We start from the raw sequence: 14365 nt of genomic DNA, 5'->3' as shown, positions 1-14365 counted from the left end.
GGAGGATTGGTTGTGTTGTGCAAGGCGCGCGAAAGTGTGCGAGCGATCCGGCGCTGTCAACTCAGCAGGACTGAACAATGTGTGTCTAACGACCCGGAGCGACCGCGAAACAGGCCTGGTCGAACCGGCCGAAATCACTGCACGCCTGGCGCGCTTCCTCGGCGCTGAGCGCCTCGAAACGGGCGCGCCACAGCTGATTGCCATTTACATCAACTGACCGGGCAGCGTGCTGGGCGTTATCAAGTACTGGAGAAAGCGCGGCAACCTGGGCGAGGCGTTCACGTGCCTGGTCAGCCGAACGATAGGCGCCGACCTGGACAGACCAGATATTCGCCGGATCCCGGGAGGAGCGTTCGGCGGCGGGAGCGGCGAGGGGGCTGGTCATCTCGTCTTCGTCAGCGAGAACGACACGCAGCGGCGGTGCAGACTGTGCCGATCCCATTTCCGTGGGGGCAGCGACCCCGAGTTCGGCGAACTCGCGGGCAATGATGGCCTGTTCGCGCACCGGGTTGAGGCGCGGAATGGTCAGCCCGGCAAACAAGCGGCTGTCCTGACGCTGTTCCAGCGTGTTGAAGGCCGCTTCCAGCAATTCCTCGGCATGGGCATCCCGGGCAGCGGCGGTCGGGCCGCCCATGATCACGGCGATAAGACGGTTCTCACCCCGCTCGGCGGACACAACGACATTGAAACCCGACGCACGGGTATATCCTGTCTTGAGGCCGTCCACACCATTGACGCGACCGACCAGCGTATTGTGATTGCGGTAGGTGCGACCGCCATAGGTGAACTCGGTCGTGTCGAAAAAGTCGAAATACTGGGGGAAATCCCGATGCAGGGCGACAGCCAGACGGGCCATGTCCTGAGCAGTCGTGGTCTGGCGCGAATTGGGCAGGCCGGACGCGTTGCGGAAGGTGGTGTTCTCCAGTCCCAGAGCCCGGGCGCGCACGGTCATTTCGTCCGCGAAGGCACGTTCGCCTCCGCTGATGCGTTCGCCGACTGCGACCGCAACGTCGTTGGCGCTTTTCACCACCAGGGCGAGAATCGCGTCCTCGACACGTATTGTATCGCCGGAGCGCAGACCCAGGCCGGAGGGCGGGGCGCTGGCGGCGTTGGCAGAAACGCGGATCTGATCTTCCAGCCCAATCTCGCCGATCTCGATCGCCTCGAACAGCATATAGAGCGTCATCATCTTGGTCAGCGAAGCGGGGTAGCGCTGTGCCTCCGACCGTCTCGAGTGCAGGACTACACCGGTATTCTGGTCGACCACAAAGGCCGCATAACGTTGATTATTGGCGCTGGCAGAGGGCGCGAGCGCGAGACTCAAGGCCAGGAGGAGGGCCAGAAGGGGGGCGTGTAGACGTCTCATGCGCGAGAGGGTGCGACGCCCACCGTTTCCATCGGGTTAAGTGTAAGCGCGCAATTCGACGGGCGCGGCTTGTCAGCTACGTGAAAGTCCGAAATTTGTGCAGTGCACAAAATTCGCTTGACGTGCGTGCTGCGAGTGCGTAGTAATGCTGCGACTGCGAAGTGCGGTCGCTGACTCTGAAGTGTGTTGAGCCATGACTGACGTAACCGAGAAATCTCCGGCGCCGGCCAAAACCAAGGCTGAAGCCAAGCCGAAGACGCCTGCAAAGGTGTCTGCCAAGAAACCGGCGACGAAAAGCGCTCGTAAGACCACGGCGACCAAGAAGACGGCTGCCAAGGCAGCGCCGAAGAAAACCGCCGCCAAGCCGAAAACCGTTAAATCTGTTGCAGCGAAGCCCGCTGCGCCCGAGATCAAAGTTGGAAACCCGATGAACCAGACGATCGAAACCATGACCTCCGCAAGCAATGAAGCTCTCAAAGAGGGTTTCGAGAAGACCATCTCTGTGGTGAATGACGCTTCTGCCTTCCACAAGGAAACGATGGATGCAGTCATCGAGACCGCGACTGTTGCCGGCAAGGGCATCGAGACGGTCAATGCGAACGCCGTTGCTTATGCCAAGTCCGCTATGGAAGAGGGCGTTGCGGTGACCAAGGCTGTTGCTTCCGCGAAGTCCGTCCAGGAAATCTTCGAGATCCAGTCCGAGTACGCCAAGTCCTCCATGGACAGCTACCTGTCTGAAATGAACAAGACGTCCGAGCTCTTCGCCGACCTGTTCAAGACCTCTTTCAAGCCGCTGAACGATCGCGTTTCTGCAGCTGTCGACCTGGCGCAATCCCAGCGCTAAGCGACTCCACAGATTTTTCCTCCCCGACTGGGCCCGGTTTTCGCCGGGCCCTTCTTTTTTTCTGCACGCGTTCCGCATGCAGGAATTTTTCGTGTCTGCAGTGAAATTCCTGCAGTCCGCTCGACTCCGTGTTATCGTTTGTGATGGACGGAGTGCACAGCGCACCTTTCCGGTCGCGCTGCCCCTCCCTATCTGTCAGTTGAACGACCCGATACTGTTCAAAAGAACGATTATAATATGACCGAACGAAATCACGAAGATAACGGCGTTGAAGAAGAAACCGGCATTGCCACGAAGACACGGCCGGCGACAAAGAAACCTTCGCTTTACCGTGTTCTGCTACTCAATGATGACTACACGCCCATGGAGTTCGTCGTTGAGATCCTCGTCGGGATCTTTCGGAAAACTCCCGAAGATGCCGCCAGGATAATGCTTCATGTTCATCAGAACGGTGTCGGTATGTGTGGTGTGTACACGTACGAGGTTGCCGAAACAAAGGTAGCCCAGGTCTTGGACGCTGCACGGCGTGGACAACATCCGCTCCAGTGCACGATGGAAAAGGAATAGAGTGGTGCCATCTTTCTCTGCCGACTTGGAAGACTCCCTGCACCGCGCTTTGGGTTATGCCAATGAGCGTGGGCATGAATTTGCAACGCTGGAGCATCTCCTTCTCGCCCTCGTGGACGACCAGGACGCTAGCTCCGTAATGAAAGCGTGTGACGTGGATCTCGATGAGCTCCGTGCCACGCTGGTAGAATATATCGACAATGAGCTCGGTGAGCTGGTTGTGGACGATGAAGAGGACGCGAAACCGACGGCCGGTTTCCAGCGCGTGATCCAGCGCGCCGTCATTCACGTTCAAAATGCCGGCCGCGAAGAGGTCACCGGCGCTAATGTTCTGGTTGCCCTGTTTGCCGAGCGTGAAAGCCACGCGGCTTACTTCCTCGCCGAGCGCGACATGACGCGCTACGACGCGGTGAACTTCATCTCCCACGGCATCGGCCGCAAGGCGAGCGCGGCTGAACCGCGCGCCGTCCGCGGTACCGAGGAGCCGGAAGAGAAGCAGAAGGATGGTGATGCGCTGACCGCCTACACCGTCAATCTGAACGAGAAGGCCAAGGCCGGTGGCGTTGATCCGCTGATCGGTCGTGACAGCGAAGTCGAGCGCTGCATCCAGGTTCTGTGTCGCCGCCGCAAGAACAATCCGCTTCTGGTCGGTGATCCCGGTGTTGGCAAGACCGCCATCGCCGAAGGCATCGCCCGCAAGATCATCGAGAACGAGGTTCCCGAGGTTCTGGCCACGGCGACGATCTACTCGCTCGACATGGGCTCACTGCTGGCCGGTACGCGCTATCGCGGTGATTTCGAGGAGCGTGTGAAACAGGTCGTCAAGGAGCTGGAGCAAAAGGACAATGCCGTCCTCTTCATCGACGAGATCCACACTGTCATCGGTGCGGGTGCGACCTCGGGCGGTGCGATGGATGCGTCCAACCTGCTCAAGCCGGCCCTGCAGTCCGGTGAGCTGCGCTGCATGGGATCCACGACCTACAAGGAATATCGCCAGCACTTCGAGAAGGATCGTGCCCTGGCGCGTCGCTTCCAGAAGATCGATGTTGTCGAGCCGTCCGTCCCCGATGCGATCAAGATCCTGCAAGGTCTGAAATCCTATTTCGAGGACTTCCACGATGTGCGTTTCACCAATGATGCGCTGAAATCCGCAGTCGAGCTGTCGGCCCGCTATATGGGTGATCGCAAACTTCCTGACAAAGCCATCGATGTGATCGACGAAGCGGGTGCCCAGATGCGTCTGATGCCGGCGTCCAAGCGCAAGAAGACGATTGGCGTCAAGGATGTCGAGGCTGTCGTAGCGACCATGGCCCGCATTCCTCCGAAGTCCGTCTCCAAGGATGACGAGACCCAGCTGAAACAGCTGGACACGGATCTCAAGCGCGTGGTCTTCGGCCAGGACGAGGCAATTGCCAAACTGTCCACCGCGATCAAGCTGTCCCGTGCAGGACTGCGGGAGCCGAACAAGCCGATTGGTTCCTATCTCTTCTCCGGCCCGACGGGCGTGGGCAAGACCGAGGTCACCAAACAGCTGGCTGATATCATGGGTGTCGAGCTGCAACGTTTCGACATGTCCGAATACATGGAGCGCCATGCCGTATCGCGTCTGATCGGTGCGCCTCCGGGATATGTCGGTTTCGACCAAGGCGGTCTGTTGACCGATGCCATCGACCAGCATCCGCACTGCGTCCTGTTGCTCGACGAGATCGAGAAGGCGCACCCGGACCTGTTCAACATCCTTCTGCAGGTGATGGACAATGGCACGCTGACTGACAGCAATGGCAAGAAGGTCGATTTCCGCAATGTCATAGTCGTGATGACCACCAATGCCGGTGCTGCGGACGCCCAGAAGGAAGCCATCGGTTTTGGCCGTGGCAAGAAGCTGGACGAGGCCGACCAGGCTGTCGAACGCCTGTTCACGCCGGAATTCCGCAATCGTCTGGACGCGATCATTCCGTTCGCACCGCTCAGCCCTGAGCATATCTCCCGCGTGGTCGAGAAATTCGTCCTGCAGCTGGAGGCTCAGCTGATCGACCGGGGTGTGACCTTCGAGCTGACGCCGGATGCCACGGCCTGGATCGCCGAGCGCGGTTATGACAGTCGTTATGGCGCCCGTCCGCTGGGTCGGGTCATCCAGGAGCACATCAAGAAGCCGCTGGCGGACCAGATCCTGTTTGGCGAGCTCAAGAAGGGCGGCTTGGTCAAGGTCAATGTTGACGATGCAGATCCAGAACGCCTGGACTTCCACATCACACCGGGCGACCGGCTGTTGCCGCGCAACAAGAAGACCAAGGACAAGGCCGAGAAGGCCTGATCCACGGACTGAAGCTGAATATGGAAACGGCGCCTCTAACGGGCGCCGTTTTCTTTTGCCGGGGTACGAGATGTTCGCCGCTGGAACAGGATCAAGGCCAGTTGAAGGAAGAGCACGCCGGCCCAGATCATACCGACACCCCATCCCAGTCGTGGGGTGACGTCGAGCTGGTAGGTCACAAACGCGATCACCGTCATGACGCCGGCAAAGACCATGGTGTGCCAGAACAGGCGTTCGAATTCCCGGGGGATCAGGCCCCGGGCCATATCCGGATGGCTGAGAGGATCGGGCATGTTTTTTCTCCGGGTTTGTTTCAGGTGGTGCTGAAACTCGCCGGCAGAGAGCGCGAAACTGGTCGCCAAGGCCTTGATTGCTTCCAGGCTGGGCGTGTGACCTTTTTCGATACGCTGGATCGTACGCACGCTGAGATCACTGATCTCGGCAAGCTCGGCCTGTGACCAGCCGCGTTCCAGACGCAAGGATTTCAATCCCATAATCAGCTCCACATTGGTCTCCTCAAGTGAGTTTCGACCGGGGCAGCTTGCCGTGTTCCGGTCAAACCTAACACGTCACCAAGGTGACAGCATGTGATCTTGTACATTTTCCAGAGCGGGGTTTGGATATACAACATCTGACTCGGCAGTCAGGGGGTCGACATCGAATTCTCAATCGCGAATTTTTTTGGCGTGATGTCGATCTTGATCGGCTTTGTCTGCCTGTTGTTGAGCGGATTTCTGTTCGCCCTGCCATCACCCCGCAAGCAGCCCAACCTGTTTCTCGCCGGCTTTTTGGCGCTTACCGCGATTGAACTGACAGTCTGGCTGTGGGGGGCGAGCGATTACATCTGGACCTGGCAGAGCACGATCTGGCTCGCGCTCGGCAAGCTGCAGATGCCGGTATTTTTCTTCTTTTTTGTCGCGTCCTGCTATTCAGATTTTCGCTTGCGGATGATCGATCTGGTCCATGGGATACCTTTCGCGCTCACGCTTCTGGTCAACTGGCCAGGCCTGGGCAGTTTCGGTTTTCTCGGTGACCTTCTCGCGCCGGGCGGACGCGTCTCGTGGATCACGAGCCAGCTGATCTATTTTGGTTACCTGACCGCCATTCTGCTTCTTCTGTGGCGTTTCCGAAGGCGATTTCAGCAGCAGCACTCCGGAGCCCGATCTGAGGTCCTGTTGTGGCTAACCCAACTGGCTGCGGCTTCATTGTTTGCCCGCCTGGTGATCCTGAGCCGTGACCTGCTGGCCGATACAGTGGCAGGCTGGGCGGTGCCGTCCCTGCAGATCTTTGGTGCACTTTTGGCGCTCGGCATAACCAGTTGGATCGCGTTAAAATCCCTGCTGCAACCTCATCTGTTCCGTGATGTGGACCGGCGTCTCCTTCGGCTGCCGATAGCGGGTCAGCCTGTGGGATCATCTCAGCTCGAAAGTTTGCGGGTCCGCGTTGAAAGCGAGCAAGTTTATCTCGACCCAGATCTGAATCTTGAGCGTCTGGCTTTTCTGGTCGCCATGACACCGCGTGAGGTTTCGGAACTGTTGAATCAGAGTGCTGGCATGCATTTCTTTGACTTTATCAACGGATACCGCGTCCGCCACGCTCAAGACCTGCTCGAACGATATCCGCAGCATACGATCTTGCAGATCCTGACCGACAGTGGGTTCAACTCCAAATCCTCCTTCAACACCGCATTCAAGAAACAGACGGGGATGACACCCAGCGCCTATCGGTCGAAACTGACATCTCGATGAGCGTACGGGCGAAAAGTCGGACGTTCGATTTCCTGTATTCGGTCGCTCGGACCCGAGAAAACACTCACACCTGTCGCGTCTTCAACGAGGTGTGACATCATGAGTTCAATTCTATTTCCCCTGGTTTGCTCCGCGCTCTGCGCATTCAGTCTGGGCGCTATCGACGCAGAAGCGCAACTGCGTGCATCCGAAGCGCCCGCCGCTCGTGCCGATGCGATTGTGGCCCCCTGGGTTTCCGATCGTGCGCCAGGTGTCTCGGTCGCAGTCTCCTTGAATGACGAGATCGTCTATGCGCGCGGGGCTGGCCTTGCGAACCTGGAGCACGGCGTGCCGTTGAGTCCGGATAGCGTGTTCCAGGTTGCTTCTGTGTCCAAGCAGTTCACGGCCTTCGCGGTGTTCTTGCTGGTCAGCGAGGGTCAGATTCAGCTTGGCGACGATATTCGTACTTATCTGCCGGAACTCGGTGAAACGGATGATGTGGTCACGGTGCAGCATCTCCTCGACCATGCCGGCGGGCTGAGGGAACAAAATACACTCGCGGCAATGGCGGGATGGATGCCGGGAGACATCCATACGCGCGATGGCATTTTCGATCTGGTGGCCCGTCAGCGCGGTGTGAATTTTCCGGCTGCGAGCCGTATTGAGTACAGCAATACCGGCTATGCCCTGCTGGCACGCGTGGTGGAGCGGGTGTCTGGACAGCCCTTTCGGGAGTTCATGCAGGAGAATGTATTTGCTCCGCTCGGCATGACCCGGTCCGGCTTTCCAGCGGATCGCGATGCGCTGGTCACACAGCGGGCGGCGTCCTACTACCCGGCTGGCGAGAGTTTTCGGAATGTGATTTCGGCGAGCGAGAGCATCGGGTCAAGCGGGCTCTATACAACGGCTCTCGACGTTCTGCGCTGGGCGGAAAACTTTGAAACCGGTGTTGTTGGTTCATCGCGCGTCTTCGAGTTAATGGCTGCCCGTTACACGGCGGAGAATGGTGAGGTGTCCACGTTTGGCCGAGGGCAGGAATTGCGGGTTCATAACGGGTTTGTGACCTGGTCACATGGCGGGCGAGACGCAGGCTACAGGTCTTTCCTGCTGCGCGTTCCGGCTGCCGATCTGGAAATCGTGATCCTGAGCAATCGTACAGATTTTGACACCGCGGCAATGGCCTTTGCGCTGATGGATGCCTGGCTCGAGAACGACCCTCGCTATGTTGGGCCACAAGCGGATAACTGGGAACCGCATTCCCTGAACGACTTGCAGGGTCTCGCGGGTGATTACGAGTTTTATCCGGGGGTGATCTTCTCGCTGCGCGCGGGAGAAGGAGGGCTGACCTTTGCTCCCCATGGTGCGTCACGAGATGACCTCGCGCCCCTTGTCCAAATCGGACCTGGCGAATTCCGGCTGAGTACGTCACCGGATCTCTCGCTTGTCTTCGAGGCGCAGCGTGGCACCCCAGCCGCTCGGATGGGATACCGGATTGGCCTTCACGGCACCTTATGGGCGCCGCGAATTGCGCTGGAGAGCTTCCAGCCGGAAAGTCTTGATATCAATGAATATGCAGGGCGTTGCTTCAGCGAGGAGCTGGAAACGCACTACCGGCTTGAAGCGCGCGATGGCGTGTTGATAGCGCACCATCCCAGACTGCAGTCCTTCGAGTTCACGCCGTACCAGCCCGACACCTTTGCCGGGGAGGGGCCGCTACAGCGAATTGAGTTTGTGCGTGCACAATCCGGTCAGCCGGTCGGGTTTCACGCCTCCGGGCCGCTGGCCATGAACGTCTGGTTCGAATGTCGGGCCGGTTGATCGCCCGGATGGTTACTCCGCGCTGACCGCCCCGGTATCGCGCCAATTCGCCTGGCTCCGGTACTGGCGCGGGGTGAGGCCGGTACGGGCCTTGAAGGCACGGTTGAACGGGCCCAGCGACGCGAATCCACTATCCAGTGCGATGTCGAGAATCGGCCTGGGTGTGGCGATCGGATCAGTCAGCAGGGCGCAGGCATGATCAATCCGGTATCGGTTGGCGAGGCGGTTGAAATTGGCTTCGCCCAGCCCGGCCGTAATGGCACGGCTGATACGATATTCTGGCTCCATCAGACGGCGGGCGATGTCGGCGACTTTCAGCTCGGCATTGAGATGCAGGGCCTCGTCGCGGAACAGGGTCTCGATACGCTGGCCCAGGGCGAGATCGTCGGAGGTCATTTCGGACTGGCGTGCGCGCAGGCGCTCACCCGTTTTGGTCAGCGGGTTCTGCAGGCGGAAAACCAGCGCCACCGAGGACACTGCGAAAATACTGAGCGCGCAGATCGACTGGGCGAGATACTCCGCATTGGCAGAGAGCGTCTCGCGTATCGGCAAGACCATGCAGACGCTCACGCACACACCGAACGCCCCGAGGAAGGCGAGGCGCAGATGGCGTTCGGATCCGTTTGTATTGGCAAAACCGCGGCCGGCCTCGGCGAAGCTGAGCAACAGGGCGGTTGAGCTCAGCAGGATCTGGAAACTGCCCAGCGTGTCATCAATAACGTCAAAACCGGCACTGTCTGTCCAATTGGGATCGCCAAAGAAAAGCAGCCCGCGCTTGATCACCGAGGGAAGGAAAATCCCGCTGACGAGCAACAGGTGTGGCCAGCCGATCTGTGCGGCGGGGCGGAAGAGTGCACGCGCATAAAGATAGAAGACGCTGCAGGTCGCCCCGCCGGCCATGCCGAACAGGAGCGCGTATCGGCCCAGCACATCAGAGAAGACCTCGTGCAACAGCACCAGTCCCATTGAGGTGCAGAATACAGCCCAGCTGGTCTCCAGCGCGCTGAAACGCCCGCGGCGCAACACCCATAACACCCAGACCAGGCAGCCACTGGCGATCGCCAGTTTGATCGAATTTGCCAGCATCAACATGAGCCACTCCATCAAGGTCGCGCACACTCCTGCAAACGCGATACCGGATCAAGGGTGACAGGCTGTCGCCAAATCCCTCACAAAAACTGTCGCCGATTTCCAAATCGGCAGGACCGGAGCGTCGATATCACGCCATTTCCGTCCAGGACCCGCCGCAAGTTTGCGCGGGCACAGGCAGGAAAGGTAAGTGAAATGACTGATGTCGCGAGCCCGAGGAATAGTGCCGGCAGGGCGCAGGGCATGCTCAAATCAGCCGGCGTGTTGTGGTTCCTCATAGCCACGGCAGGCCAGTGGGTCTTCGTCTACTACATCGCCATGTATTACGGCCGGAAGTCGCTCACCGGTGATTATGGCACGATCAATGATCGAGGCCTGATCAGCGGGTATGTCAATGGTGATTTCATCGGCAATCTCCTGTTTCTCAGCCACGTCCTCCTCGCGATGGTGATGATTGTTGGCGGCACGCTGCAGCTGACCCCTCCGCTTCGCAAACGTTTCCCGGCGCTGCACCGCTGGACCGGGCGGGTATTCATCCTGATTGCCCTGGTTCTGGCGATTGGCGGCTATTTCATGACCTGGGCCCAGGGTGTCCGGCTGAGTGATATCGGGGCACTGGGGGTCAGCTTCAACGCCCACCTGATCGTGGTGTTTGCAGGTCTGACTCTCTTTTACGCTGTTAAACGCCGCATCGATGTGCACCGCCGCTGGGCGATGCGCCTGTTCATCGTGGCCAACGGGGTCTGGTTTTTCCGTATCTGCCTGATGGGCTGGTACATGATGCACCAGGGACCGGTCGGCAATACGAGCCAGCTGGACGGGCCGGCGGACATCGCCATTTCCTTTGCCTGTTACCTGGTCCCGCTGGCCGTGCTGACGCTGTACCAATGGGCCAGCGATAGCTCGTCCGGCCTGTTCAAGTGGAGCATGGCAGGGGTGACCTTCCTGGGCGTACTGGCGACCGGTTTTGGTGTTTTCGCGGCCTATCTGATGATGTGGTCACCGCATTTCTGACGAGAGGTTGATGAGATCAATTCCCTTGGTGGGCGAATTTCGCATTGCCTCTCGTGACGGAGCTGTTAACGATTATGCCACCAGATCGTTCTGGTCGATAAACGATCTCAAAAAAGGGGAGAGAGATTATGAAAAAACTGATCGCAGGCGCAGCAATTGCGCTTCTCGCTGCGGCTCCGGCTCTGGCTGGCGAAATCGTCATCGAACTGACCCGTGACAGCGGTGAGAGCTTCACGCTGGTACTGGACACTACGGCGAACACTGCGTCCGTTAACGGCAGCACGCCGGAGGCTTACACCTGGGACGAGGGCACGAATGAGCTCTGCGCATCCAGCGGCCTTTGTGTGACTTTTGCGGAAGCAAGCCAGGAAGTTGGGTCGTCCACGACCTATACGACCAATGAAGGCAATGCCGGTACCGCAACACTGGTTGCTTTTTCGGAATAATCATTGGTCCTGGACCGAATGATGGACGGCGCTCCCACGGGGCGCCGTTTTTCATTGCCCGGACATGCTTGCCAGATCAGCGAACCTGTCCATAAATGTCTCTACAACAAAACAAAATGAGGGGGTTGATCATGAACTGGGCGCTGTCCATTGCACGCGAGGCCATCGCGGATGTCACGCTTGTCGAGGAGCCGTCACGCGCGCTGGAGGAGGGGGAAACCCGTCTTGCCGTGCGCCGCTTCGCCGTCACAGCCAACAATATCACCTACGCCGCGTTCGGGACGGTCATGCGCTATTGGGATTTCTTTCCCGGCCATGATGATCGTGGACGTCTGCCAGTCTGGGGATTTGCCGAGATTGCCGAGACGCGTTGCGCCGATCTCACCGTTGGTGAGCGCATCTATGGCTATTTCCCGGCCGGGTCCGAACTGATCGTATGCCCGGGCAAGGTGGAAAAGGGCAGTTTCATCGATTTCACCACCCACCGGGCCGAGCTGCCGCCGGCCTATAACCGATATGTCCGCTGTGCCGTCGATCCGATCTGGTCGCCCGCACGTGAAGCCGCCCAGATGGTCCTGCAGCCGCTGTTTGTCACCTCATTCCTGCTGGCGACATTCCTGCGCGACGAGAACGCCTTTGGCGCCAGCTCCATCTCGCTGACTTCTGCGTCTTCCAAGACCGCCATCGCGCTGGCCTGGTTGCTCAAGGCCAATCCGGTAGCGGGCGTCACCGTTCGCGCGCTGACCTCGAACGGAAACTCTGATTTTGTCAAAGGCCTCGATCTCTACGACGAGATTGTCACCTATGACACCATCGACAGCCTGTCGCGTGACGAGCGCCATGCCGTCGTCGATTTTGCGGGCAGCAGCGATATCAATACCGCCATCCACACGCATCTCGTTGACCAGCTGATGGCCAATATCCGTGTCGGTGGCGCCCACTGGCAAAAGAGCGTGCCGGCCTCTGATCTGCCAGGCCCGAAACCGCAATTCTTCTTCGCCCCTGACCATGCCCGCGCGCGGATCAAGGAATGGGGTCAGGAGGCATTCGACGGTCGCTACCGCGCCGGCTGGGACGGTTTTGCCGACGCTGGTTCACGTTACTTCGACTACGCTGAAGAGGCGGGCGGAGAGGCCGCGCTGGATATCTACAAGCGGTTTGTGGCGGGAGGCGTTCCCGCGAGCGCGGCTTTGACTGTCGGGGCCTAAACTCGGTCCCCGATGTCTTCTTGCTTGAAGATGTGTTGGCCGAGCGTCCGGTAAAGAGAGGCTCGGTCAATCGGCTTGGACAGGAAGCTGTTCATGCCAGCCGCCTCGCAGGCGCGGATATCGGCCTCGGCGACATGGGCGGTCAGCGCGATGACGGGCAGGGCGGCCAACTCCTCCCGCTCGCGCAAGCGCATGGTTGCTTCCAGCCCGTCCATTTCCGGCATGGACACATCCATCAGGACTGCATCAAAACGATGTTTAGCCAGCGCTGCGAGCGCTTCGCGTCCATTGGCGGCACGGATCACGCGGGCGCCGCACCGTGTCAGATGGTGGGTCACAACAAAGGCATTGGTGTCGCTGTCCTCGGCTAGCAGGATCTGGATATCGCTGCAGTCGGGGATGCTGCTGTCGACCGGCGATTCCGTCTGCGCGGGGGTCACATCCTCGTTCACGGGAATGCGGACGGTAAACGTCGTGCCGACGCCGGTTTGCGAAGTCACGGTGATGGTGCCGTTCAACAGGTCGACCAGGCTTCGGGTGATGGCCAGGCCGAGACCCACGCCCCCATGTCGCCTTGAGCGGGAAGCATCCGCCTGGACAAAACGGCCAAACACACGCTCGCGGGTCGCCCGGGTCATGCCGATGCCGGTGTCGCAAACGCGTAGGACAAGCTCGTCGCCGGCCTGACGTTCAATCGTCACATCGACCTGGCCCTGGTCGGTGAATTTGAGTGCATTCTGCGTGAGATTAAACAGGATCTGGCGAACCCTGTGGTGATCGGTGCGGACAGGTAGCGGGGCGATGTCGCTTTTAACGTTGAAATTGAGATCAGAGCGGGCCGCTTGTTTGGTGAAGGCGCCGAGTACATCTTCCACGAGGGTTTCGAGCCGTCCGGTCTCCTCCTTGACCTGCATTGTCCCGGCTTCGATCCGTGAGAAGTCGAGCAGTTGATCGATCAGGGCGGTGAGGTCATCGCTGGACCGCGAGGCCCGCGCTATCAAGGCGAGCTGTTCGTCATTTATTCCGGTCTCGGCGAGGATGTCCAGGCAACCGGAAATCCCGTTGAGCGGGGTGCGAACCTCATGACTGATATTGGCCAGGAAATCCTGTTTGGCCCGGTTGGCCGCATCGGCCTCGCGTTCGGCGACACGCAGGCGTGTCGTGGCCGAGCGCAGGGAGCTGATCAGGCGGCATTGCGCCCATTGCGCAGCCGTCAACGCAGCGATGGCCTTGAATGTCTCCAGATCGGATTCGCGAAACCAGCCGGGTGAGGGATGTTCGGAATCCAGCACGCCGAGCAATTCATTGCCGTGCAGGATCGGAACGCATAACTCCGAACCGGGCGGAGCGAGGTCGTGGATATAACGCGGATCGGCGCGGGTATCCCCGACCAGCAACGGGGTATGGCTGTCGGCGACCGCGCCGGTAATGCCTTTTCCGACAGGAATGCGCAGTGCGTTCTTGATCTGTCGCCGCAGAGGCGTTTTTTCGCCGATCGCCGCGGCCTGTACGAGGGTGTCTGTCTCGCGCTCCAGCCTGTAGATCACGCAGTCTGCATAGCCCAACCGTCCGACCACGCTCTGCGCGACGTACCAGAGCAGCTCGTCTTCCTTGTTGAGGCTGACGAGCCGGGCCGCGAATTCACGATAGATTTGCAGCTCTCGCTCTGCAGCGAGCGGAGTGTGCATGTCCCCACGCGTGTTGTGCTGATCCTCGATCACGCTTCACTCTCCCCGTTCTTACCTTTTAGGAGACGCAAGTTCAGGGCCGTTGTTAACTCATTGTTATCCACCCTAGTTTCGAAGAGTATTGCAGAATGCGGCGCGATTAGTTGCAAAACGCAAAATATTATTTGCATTTGGCGGTGTTATTATTCATGGCATCACGTTCCGTGTGCCAAGCAAGAGGCCTGAGAACTGTGTGTCTTCCTAGGCGGAACGCGGCGGGCCACTTATTCATGCTGTGCAACCGC

The 14365-nt window shown here is 59.3% G+C and carries 12 protein-coding genes; 8 read left to right on the top strand and 4 right to left on the bottom strand.

Going from position 1 to position 14365, the window contains the following annotated elements:
- Positions 1-85 precede the first annotated feature (85 nt).
- The gene (locus tag JJ889_RS14060) at positions 86-1366 is read right to left on the bottom strand and encodes a D-alanyl-D-alanine carboxypeptidase (RefSeq protein ID WP_291896175.1); all 1281 of its coding nucleotides are present in this window, start codon (positions 1364-1366) and stop codon (positions 86-88) included.
- Positions 1367-1559: 193 nt separating this feature from the next.
- Here JJ889_RS14060 and JJ889_RS14055 point away from each other — a divergent pair, with 193 nt between their 5' ends.
- The 3 genes from JJ889_RS14055 (at position 1560) to clpA (ending at position 5091) form a co-directional block, all read left to right on the top strand.
- A complete protein-coding gene (locus JJ889_RS14055; protein WP_291896174.1) occupies positions 1560-2210 on the top strand; it encodes a phasin family protein in 651 nt (216 codons plus the stop codon).
- Positions 2211-2447: 237 nt separating this feature from the next.
- A complete protein-coding gene (clpS, locus tag JJ889_RS14050) occupies positions 2448-2777 on the top strand; it encodes an ATP-dependent Clp protease adapter ClpS (protein WP_291896172.1) in 330 nt (109 codons plus the stop codon).
- Between the two features lie 4 nt (positions 2778-2781).
- On the top strand, positions 2782-5091 hold the full coding sequence (gene clpA, locus JJ889_RS14045; protein WP_291896170.1) for an ATP-dependent Clp protease ATP-binding subunit ClpA: 2310 nt from the start codon (positions 2782-2784) through the stop codon (positions 5089-5091).
- Positions 5092-5126: 35 nt separating this feature from the next.
- Here clpA and JJ889_RS14040 read toward each other — a convergent pair whose 3' ends face one another.
- The gene (locus tag JJ889_RS14040; RefSeq protein ID WP_291896168.1) at positions 5127-5597 is read right to left on the bottom strand and encodes a helix-turn-helix transcriptional regulator; all 471 of its coding nucleotides are present in this window, start codon (positions 5595-5597) and stop codon (positions 5127-5129) included.
- A gap of 183 nt (positions 5598-5780) precedes the next feature.
- On the opposite strand from JJ889_RS14040, the gene JJ889_RS14035 reads away from it, so the two are divergent.
- Both JJ889_RS14035 and JJ889_RS14030 read left to right on the top strand, forming a co-directional pair.
- The gene (locus JJ889_RS14035; protein ID WP_291896167.1) at positions 5781-6839 is read left to right on the top strand and encodes an AraC family transcriptional regulator; all 1059 of its coding nucleotides are present in this window, start codon (positions 5781-5783) and stop codon (positions 6837-6839) included.
- Positions 6840-6938: 99 nt separating this feature from the next.
- A complete protein-coding gene (locus JJ889_RS14030; protein WP_291896166.1) occupies positions 6939-8636 on the top strand; it encodes a serine hydrolase in 1698 nt (565 codons plus the stop codon).
- Positions 8637-8648: 12 nt separating this feature from the next.
- Here the strand turns inward: JJ889_RS14030 and JJ889_RS14025 are convergent, their stop codons facing one another.
- On the bottom strand, positions 8649-9728 hold the full coding sequence (locus tag JJ889_RS14025; RefSeq protein ID WP_291896165.1) for an AraC family transcriptional regulator: 1080 nt from the start codon (positions 9726-9728) through the stop codon (positions 8649-8651).
- 240 nt (positions 9729-9968) lie between these two features.
- Between JJ889_RS14025 and JJ889_RS14020 the strand changes: the two genes are divergently transcribed.
- The 3 genes from JJ889_RS14020 to JJ889_RS14010 all read left to right on the top strand — a co-directional run bounded on the left by JJ889_RS14020 (position 9969) and on the right by JJ889_RS14010 (position 12393).
- Positions 9969-10739: a DUF2306 domain-containing protein gene (locus JJ889_RS14020; protein WP_291896164.1), complete on the top strand. Its 771-nt coding sequence runs from the start codon at positions 9969-9971 to the stop codon at positions 10737-10739.
- 128 nt (positions 10740-10867) lie between these two features.
- Positions 10868-11185: a hypothetical protein gene (locus tag JJ889_RS14015; RefSeq protein WP_291896163.1), complete on the top strand. Its 318-nt coding sequence runs from the start codon at positions 10868-10870 to the stop codon at positions 11183-11185.
- Positions 11186-11316: 131 nt separating this feature from the next.
- Entirely contained in the window at positions 11317-12393 is a 1077-nt protein-coding gene (locus JJ889_RS14010; RefSeq protein ID WP_291896162.1) for a DUF2855 family protein, read from the top strand.
- On the opposite strand, the gene JJ889_RS14005 is transcribed toward JJ889_RS14010, so the two are convergent.
- Complete coding sequence (locus JJ889_RS14005; protein WP_291896160.1) at positions 12390-14114, bottom strand: ATP-binding protein; 1725 nt, start codon at positions 14112-14114, stop codon at positions 12390-12392. The genes JJ889_RS14010 and JJ889_RS14005 overlap by 4 nt on opposite strands.
- Positions 14115-14365: the final 251 nt, after the last annotated feature.

Source organism: Maricaulis sp. (assembly GCF_017643475.1).
In the GTDB taxonomy this organism is placed as follows: Bacteria; Pseudomonadota; Alphaproteobacteria; order Caulobacterales; family Maricaulaceae; genus Maricaulis.
This window is presented reverse-complemented; position numbering and strand designations above follow the sequence as displayed.